The sequence below is a fragment of the Streptomyces boncukensis genome (assembly GCF_011045075.1).
Taxonomy (GTDB): Bacteria; Actinomycetota; Actinomycetes; order Streptomycetales; family Streptomycetaceae; genus Streptomyces; species Streptomyces boncukensis.
The window spans coordinates 1-6,932 of sequence record NZ_JAAKZZ010000404.1 but is presented as its reverse complement, the minus strand read 5'-3'; the positions used below and the strand labels follow the sequence as shown (position 1 = coordinate 6,932).

Sequence of the window (6,932 nt, the reverse complement as noted above, 5' to 3'; positions counted from 1 at the left end):
GCCGGGGCCGGTATCGGGGACGGTGTCGGTGGCGGCGGGGTGCGGCGTCGAGTCGGGTATCGCGGCCGGTCGTGTGGGGCCGGGGTTGGTCATGCACCTCTCCAGGAGATTGTCAGGAGCACAAACATTCTCCCAGGAACACCAGCCCCGGCCCAGCGCTTTACGGTGAGCGACGCGTCACGCCTCTTCCAGCCCCGGGGCGCCCTTGCGGGAGACGAAGGAGGCCGCCGTGGCGACCGGGGCGCCGGGCGAGGTCACCTCGGGGACCGTGCGGTAGTCGGCGCGCAGCCGCTCCCCGTCGAGGGTGACCAGGAGGTAGCCGCGCCGCCCGTTGTAGAACCTCAGATGCGGGTTGGCCTCCATCAGCGCGTTCCAGTTGTCCGGTTTGTCCGCGCCGTTGCCGCCGCTGGCGATGGAGGTGGTGACCAGCTCGACGCCGCGGGTGGGGGAGCCGGCGTCGTCGAAGTCCGCCTTGATGTCGAGCGCGTAGTGGACGTGGACGTCCCCGGTGAGCACCACCAGGTTCGCCACCCCCGCCTCCTCGGCCGCCTTCAGGAACCGCTCGCGCGCCGCCGGGTAGCCGTCCCAGGCGTCCATGGACACCTTGTGCGGGGTCTCGGTGCTCGCGTACCGCCGGGAGAACACCACCTGCTGCGGCACCAGGTTCCACACGGCGCCGGAGCTCTCCCAGCCCTCCCGCAGCCAGTCCTCCTGGCCGCTGCCCAGCAGGGTGCGGTCGGGCCGGTTGGTCTCCTCGCCCGGCACCTTCCAGCCGTCGCCGTTCGTCTGGTCGTCGCGGTACTGGCGGCTGTCGAGCACGTCGAGCTGCGCGAGCCGTCCGAAGTGCAGCCGCCGGTGCAGGGCCAGGTCGGCGCCCTCGGGGCGCTGCGGCGGGCGGAGCGGCATGTTCTCGTAGTACGCGCGGTACGCGGCGGCCCGCCGGGCGAGGAACTCCGCCTCGGGGTCGTCGTCCTGGGAGACGGCCCCGGCGTAGTTGTTGTCCACCTCGTGGTCGTCCCAGGTGGTGATCCAGGGGTGGGCGGCGTGCGCGGCGCGCAGGTCGGGGTCGGCGTGGTAGAGCGCGTAGCGCAGCCGGTACTGCTCCAGGCTGACGGTCTCCGCGCGGTGCGCGGCGGGCAGCTTCAGATCGGGGTCGTTCCGGTCGCCGCCGTCGGCTGCCACGGCGTTCTCGTAGATGTAGTCGCCGAGGAAGACGACCGCGTTCAGGTCCTTCTCCGCGGCCAGATGGCGGTGCGCGGTGAAGTAGCCGTGCTGGAAGTTCTGGCAGGACGCGAACGCGAAGCGCAGCGTGGCGGGGTCCGCGTCGGCGGCGGGTGCGGTGCGGGTGCGGCCGGCGGGGCTGGTCCACTCACCGGCTGTGAAGCGGTACCAGTAGCCGGTGTCCGCGTCCAGCTCCTCGGGGACGACATGGAGGCTGTGCTTCCACTCGGGGTGGGCGATCTCCTCGCCGCGGGCGACGACGTCCGCGAACTCGCTGTCCCGGGCCAGCTCCCAGGACACCGCGACCGGCTCGTCCGCCATTCCGCTGTCCAGCGCGTAGGGCTCGGGCGCGAGCCGGGTCCACAGCACGACCGAGTCGGGCAGCGGGTCCCCCGAGGCGACACCCAGCCGGAACGGATCCTTCTCGAATCTTTTTGCTGTCATGGAATTGAGTTTTTGCACAGCACGGGCAGTGTTGGGAAGGTTTGTGCCAAACGCGAGTGCCAGTGCGGCACCGGTTCCGGTCACAAAGCGTCGACGGCTCACCTTTCGCGCTCCTGCGCGGAGTTCGCGATCCGCTTTCGATGCGTGTGCCATGCACATGAGTACACGGTGCACGGGCGGCGTGCTGTTGGCGTGTACCCGACACTCATATGTCCATCGGATGGCGGTCAGCCCACCCCGGTTCCCGTACCCTGCCGCGCATGACGACGGATACGAGAGCCGCGAAGGAGACCACGGGGCCGGGCGCGCACGGCCCCCGTATCGCCCTGGTGACCGGCGCGGGCTCCGGCGTCGGCCGCTCCGTGGCGCTCACCCTCGGTGACGCGGGCTGGACCGTGGTGCTCGCGGGCCGCAGGCCCGGCCCCCTGGAGGCCACGGCCGGGCTCATGGGCGGCGGCGCGCCGCCCGCCTGGCCCGTCCCCACGGACGTCACGGACCCGGCCGCTGTGGACGCGCTCTTCGCGGCCGTACGCGACCGGTACGGGCGGCTCGACCTGCTGTTCAACAACGCGGGCGTGTTCGGCCCGCAGTGCCCGGTCACCGAGCTGGACCTCGCCGACTGGCGGCGCGTCGTCGACGTCAACCTCACCGGCGCCTTCCTGTGCGCCCAGGGCGCGTTCCGCCAGATGCGCGAGCAGCGTCCGCAGGGCGGCCGGATCATCAACAACGGCTCCCTCTCCGCGCACACGCCGCGTCCCGACGCGACCGCGTACACCGCCACCAAGCACGCCGTCACCGGCCTCACCAAGTCGCTGTCCCTGGACGGCCGCGCCCACGGCATCGCCTGCGGGCAGATCGACATCGGCAACGCGGTGACGGAGATGACGGAGCGGCTGCCGGAGCCGACCATGGACGTCGCCGACGTCGGGCGCACGGTGCTGCACATGGCGGAGCTGCCGCTGGAGGCGAACATTCCGTTTGTCACGGTGATGGCCACGGCGATGCCGTTCGCCGGCCGCGGCTGAGCGATACGCCACGCGAAACGGCTCGCGATACGCCACGGGGTGCCCCGTACGGCACGGACCGTGCCCGGCGGATGCCGATCCGTTTCTCCGCCCGGCATGGGGAACACTTGTCGGGTGAACGAGTACGACCTCTCCCGGGCCCTCGCCGGCGTGGCGGGCTCCCTCCCCCCGAAGGCCGCGGCCGCCGCCACCGCGCGGCTCATCGACCACTACCGGGGCGAGACCCCGACCGAAGCGCCCGTGCTGCGCGGCCGCGCCGACGTCGTCGCGTACGCGGCGTACCGGATGCCCGCGACCCACGCGGCCGCGAGCGCCGCGCTGCGCGCCCTCGCGGCCCGCGCGCCCGGCTGGGCGCCCAGGACCCACCTGGACATCGGCGGCGGCACCGGCGCCGCCGCCTGGGCCGCCGCCGCGACCTGGGAGGGCGTGGCCTCCACCGTCGTCGACTGGGCGGAGCCCGCGCTCGCCCTCGGCCGCGAGCTGGCCGAGGCCGGAGGGCTGTCCGTCCGGTGGACGCGCGGCTCGCTCCGGGAGGGCGGCGCCGCGCTGCCCCGGCTGCCGGACGCCGACCTCGTCACCGTCTCCTACGTCCTCGGCGAGCTCACCGAGCGGGACCGGCGCGCCGCCGTGGCCACCGCGGCGCGCGCCGCGCGGGGCGCCGTCGTGCTCGTCGAGCCCGGCACGCCGGACGGCTATCTGCGGATCCGGGAGGCCAGGGACGCGCTGGTCGCGGCCGGGCTGCGGGTGCGCGCGCCGTGCCCGCACAGCGGCACCTGCCCGATCGCGGTGGGCGAGGACTGGTGCCACTTCGCGGCCCGGGTCTCCCGCTCGTCCCTGCACCGCCGGGTGAAGGGCGGCGAGCTGGCCTACGAGGACGAGAAGTTCAGCTATGTCGCGGCCGTGCGCGAGGAGGCCGCGGCCGGGGAGCCCGCGCCCGCGCGCGTCGTCCGCAGACCGCGGACCCGCAAGGGGCAGGTGCTGCTGGAGCTGTGCGGCGCCCCGGAGCGGGGCCTGGGCCGGGAGACGGTCACCAAGCGGCACGGCGCCGCCTACCGCGCGGCCCGCAAGGCGGAGTGGGGCGACGCGTGGGAGGCCGGAGGCGGCGGGGCGCCCGGGTGACGGGAGAAGTCCCGTCACCCGGACACCGGCCCGCGGCCGCGCCTCAGCGCAGCTCGGCCGTGACGCACTTCACGCTGCCGCCGCCCTTCAGCAGCTCGGTCAGGTCGACCGGGACCGGCTCGTAGCCCCGCTCGCGGAGCGGCCCGAACAGTCCCGCGGCGGCCTGCGGGAGCAGCACATGGTGGCCGTCGCTCACCGCGTTGAGGCCGAGGGCCAGCGCGTCCGGCTCCTCGGCGACCAGCGCGTCCGGGAACAGCCGGCGCAGCACCGCCTGGCTGCCGGGGGAGAACGCGGGCGGGTAGTACATGACGTCGTCGCGCTCGGCGTCGAGCACGCACAGCGCCGTGTCCAGGTGGTAGTAGCGCGGGTCGACGAGGTCGAGGCCGAGCACGGGGCGGCCGAAGAACTCCTGCGCCTCGCCGTGCGAGAGCGGGCTGGAGCGGAAGCCGCGCCCCGCCAGCAGCCAGGAGGCGGTCACGGCGAAGTCCCCCTCGCCCTCGTTGATGTGCTCCGGCTCCACGAGGTCCCGGTAGCCGTGCGCGCGGTACCAGTCGCGGTGTGCCGCCGCCTCGCCGCTGCGCTCGCGGTGGGCGAACCGGGCGCCGAGCACCCGGCCCTCGACGACGGTGGCGCCGTTGGCGGCGTACACCATGTCCGGCAGGCCGGGGAGGGGGTCGAGGACGTGCACGGTGTGGCCGAGCGCACGGTACCGGTCGCGCAGTTGCTCCCACTGTGCGAGGGCCAGCGGGAGGTCCACCGGTTTGCTGGGGTCCATCCAGGGGTTGATGGAGTAGGTGACGCGGAAGTGCTCCGGCGGGCACATCAGGTAGTGACGGGGCACGTACAACGAGGGCTCCTCACGGGGTCGGTGCGCATGCTGAGCCCATGGTGCGCTGCGGAGAGCCCTTTCGCCTATATGCGGACAGGGTTTCACGATAGCCGGTCCCGCACCCCGAGAGGCGGCGCGCCCCCTCACGCCCCTGAGCGCGAGGGGATGCCCCCCAGGGGCGCGGGGAACTGCGCGAGCGGCCCGTGACGGCCCGCGGGGGCCGACGAGGCAAGCCGGGGCAGACGCGTCTGCCGGGCCCGCACCGTCGGCCCCCGCGGGCCGTGGTCGGCTGGTCGCGCAGTTCCCCGCGCCCCTTGAGGCGCGCCCCCTCGCGCTCAGGGGCGTGAGGGGGCGCGGGTCACTCCCGGGGTTCTCGGAGCTTGCGGAGCAACTCCCGCTTCTGGGCCGCCGCGTCAGCGCCCCCGCCGGGGCCGTACCCGCCCCGCCCGCCGCTGCCGCGCAGCTTCCCGCGGGAGAGGTGCGCCCGGGTTCCGCCGACGCCCAGCATGTTTCCGGCTCGTCCCTTGCCCATGGGGCTCCTTCCGTTCGGCTGTCTGCCGTTGCCCTCAGTGTGCTACGAGACGTATCGTCTCGTCAAGACGGTTCGTCTCGTCTCGTACGGTTGCTAGATTCGTCCCATGAAGTCATCCACGGCGAAGACCCCCGACACCTCGCGGCGCAGCGAGCGCTCCCGGACGGCGATCCTCCAGGCCAGCATGGAGCTGGTCGGCGAGGTCGGCTACAACAAGCTCACCATCGAGGCCATCGCCTCCCGCGCGGGCGTCGGCAAGCAGACCATCTACCGCTGGTGGCCCTCCAAGGCGGCCGTCCTGCTCGACGCCTTCACCGCGACCGTCGACTCCGACGAGTACGCGAACGGCATCCCCGACAGCGGCGACCTGGAAGCCGACCTGAAGGCCGTGCTGCGCGCGACCGTCGACGAGTTCACCGACCCCTCCTTCGAGGCCCCCTACCGCGCGCTCGCGATCGCCGGGGCCGCGGACGCCGAGCTGGCGGCGCAGTTCGCCGAGCGGCTCACGGGGCCGGGGTTCGCGGTCTACGAGCGCAGGCTGCGCGCCGCCCAGGAGGCGGGCCAGGTCGACCCGGACCTCGACCTCTCGCTCGCCACCGAACTGCTGCTCGGCCCCTTCCAGCAGCGCTGGATGACTTACTACCGCCCCCTCACCTACGAGTTCGTCGACGATCTGGTCGACATGGCGCTGCGGGCCTTCGCCCCGCGCTGAGCGCCGGTCGTACGCCGCCGGTCATACGCCGCCGGTCGGGTGGCGGACCGGCGGGGCCCGGCACCCCGCGTGGAGCGGGGCGGCGCGAGGGGCGCAGGATAGGGGAGGGACATCCGTGATCCGTGGATTCCGGCCTGAGCGCGCGATTCCGTGCGTACCCTCGGGAATCACGGTTCTCGGTCGCGGAATGAGGCGGTAGATGGAAAGCGAGAGCAGATTCGCCCAGTGGCTGCGCCGGCGGCCCGGCTGGCCCCGGGGATCCGGGGGCTCCGCCGGCCGCACCCGGAGCGGCCGGCGCGGGGGAGGCGGCAGCGCGGCCGATGCGGCGCGCCGCCGGGGCGAGCTGGTGCTCTCCGCCGCTGCCGCAGGATTTCCGCTGGCCCCCGCCGCGCACCCGTCCGGATACGGCTGCTCCTGCGTCCGCATCGGCTGTCCCACCCCCGGCCGGCACCCCGTCTCCTTCGCCTGGCAGACCCAGGCCACCACCGACCGCGCCCAGGTCGAGCGCTGGCTGCGGGCCGAGCCGCAGGCCAACTTCATCACCGCGACGGGACAGGTCCACGACGTGCTGGATGTGCCGGCAGAGGCGGGGTACGCGGCGCTCGACCGGCTGGAGCGCGCGTCCGCGGACGAGGCGGCGGCCCTCCCCGGCCCCGTCGCGCTCGTGGGCGGCGCCCGGATGCTGTTCTTCACCGCGACGCGGGGCACGCCGGAGGACGAGGACGAGTGGTGGCCCTGCGAGCTGGACTGCCACCCCGAGACCACGGCCGAGCACCCCGGGCTGCGCTGGCACTGCCGGGGCAGCTATGTGCTGGTCCCGCCCGCGGTGCTGCCCGGCGACGGACCGGACGACGAGGTGCGCTGGCTGCGTCCGCCGGGCCCGGACAGCGTGCTGCCGGAGCCGCTGGCGCTGCTGGAGACGCTGACGGACGCGTGCGCGGAGTACGCGGAGGGCGGGGGCGAGATGGAGGGCGCAGCGCCCTGGCCGGTCCGCTGAGTCCGGGACCGGGCCGGGATCCGGGGCGCCGCGCGGGCGCCCCGGGGGGGGGC

General features: G+C 74.2%; 7 protein-coding genes. 4 read left to right on the top strand and 3 right to left on the bottom strand.

What is annotated here, in order from left to right; genetic code table 11:
• Positions 1–177 precede the first annotated feature (177 nt).
• Positions 178–1,818 (bottom strand): alkaline phosphatase D family protein, encoded by a 1,641-nt coding sequence (locus G5C65_RS28060; RefSeq protein WP_165301818.1) that lies wholly within the window; start codon positions 1,816–1,818, stop codon positions 178–180.
• A 107-nt stretch (positions 1,819–1,925) separates the two neighbouring features.
• Between G5C65_RS28060 and G5C65_RS28055 the strand changes: the two genes are divergently transcribed.
• Entirely contained in the window at positions 1,926–2,690 is a 765-nt protein-coding gene (locus tag G5C65_RS28055; RefSeq protein WP_165301817.1) for an SDR family oxidoreductase, read from the top strand.
• A gap of 96 nt (positions 2,691–2,786) precedes the next feature.
• Positions 2,787–3,809: a small ribosomal subunit Rsm22 family protein gene (locus G5C65_RS28050; RefSeq protein ID WP_165301816.1), complete on the top strand. Its 1,023-nt coding sequence runs from the start codon at positions 2,787–2,789 to the stop codon at positions 3,807–3,809.
• Between the two features lie 43 nt (positions 3,810–3,852).
• Here the strand turns inward: G5C65_RS28050 and ddaH are convergent, their stop codons facing one another.
• Together ddaH and G5C65_RS28040 are read right to left on the bottom strand one after the other, a co-directional pair.
• Positions 3,853–4,656 (bottom strand): dimethylargininase, encoded by an 804-nt coding sequence (ddaH, locus tag G5C65_RS28045; RefSeq protein ID WP_338146704.1) that lies wholly within the window; start codon positions 4,654–4,656, stop codon positions 3,853–3,855.
• Between the two features lie 340 nt (positions 4,657–4,996).
• A complete protein-coding gene (locus tag G5C65_RS28040; protein WP_165301815.1) occupies positions 4,997–5,170 on the bottom strand; it encodes a DUF6243 family protein in 174 nt (57 codons plus the stop codon).
• Positions 5,171–5,276: 106 nt separating this feature from the next.
• Between G5C65_RS28040 and G5C65_RS28035 the strand changes: the two genes are divergently transcribed.
• Positions 5,277–5,882: a TetR/AcrR family transcriptional regulator gene (locus G5C65_RS28035; protein WP_165301814.1), complete on the top strand. Its 606-nt coding sequence runs from the start codon at positions 5,277–5,279 to the stop codon at positions 5,880–5,882.
• A 199-nt stretch (positions 5,883–6,081) separates the two neighbouring features.
• Complete coding sequence (locus G5C65_RS28030; RefSeq protein WP_165301813.1) at positions 6,082–6,879, top strand: bifunctional DNA primase/polymerase; 798 nt, start codon at positions 6,082–6,084, stop codon at positions 6,877–6,879.
• Positions 6,880–6,932 lie beyond the last annotated feature (53 nt).

Excerpts from the sequence above, each read along its gene's own strand:
- G5C65_RS28050 (WP_165301816.1), top strand. The coding sequence starts at position 2,787 with ATGGGGAACACTTGTCGGGTGAACGAGTACGACCTCTCCCGGGCCCTC.
- G5C65_RS28055 (WP_165301817.1), top strand. The coding sequence starts at position 1,926 with ATGACGACGGATACGAGAGCCGCGAAGGAGACCACGGGGCCGGGCGCG.
- G5C65_RS28060 (WP_165301818.1), bottom strand. The coding sequence starts at position 1,818 with ATGGCACACGCATCGAAAGCGGATCGCGAACTCCGCGCAGGAGCGCGA.
- G5C65_RS28030 (WP_165301813.1), top strand. The coding sequence starts at position 6,082 with ATGGAAAGCGAGAGCAGATTCGCCCAGTGGCTGCGCCGGCGGCCCGGC.
- G5C65_RS28035 (WP_165301814.1), top strand. The coding sequence starts at position 5,277 with ATGAAGTCATCCACGGCGAAGACCCCCGACACCTCGCGGCGCAGCGAG.
- G5C65_RS28040 (WP_165301815.1), bottom strand. The coding sequence starts at position 5,170 with ATGGGCAAGGGACGAGCCGGAAACATGCTGGGCGTCGGCGGAACCCGG.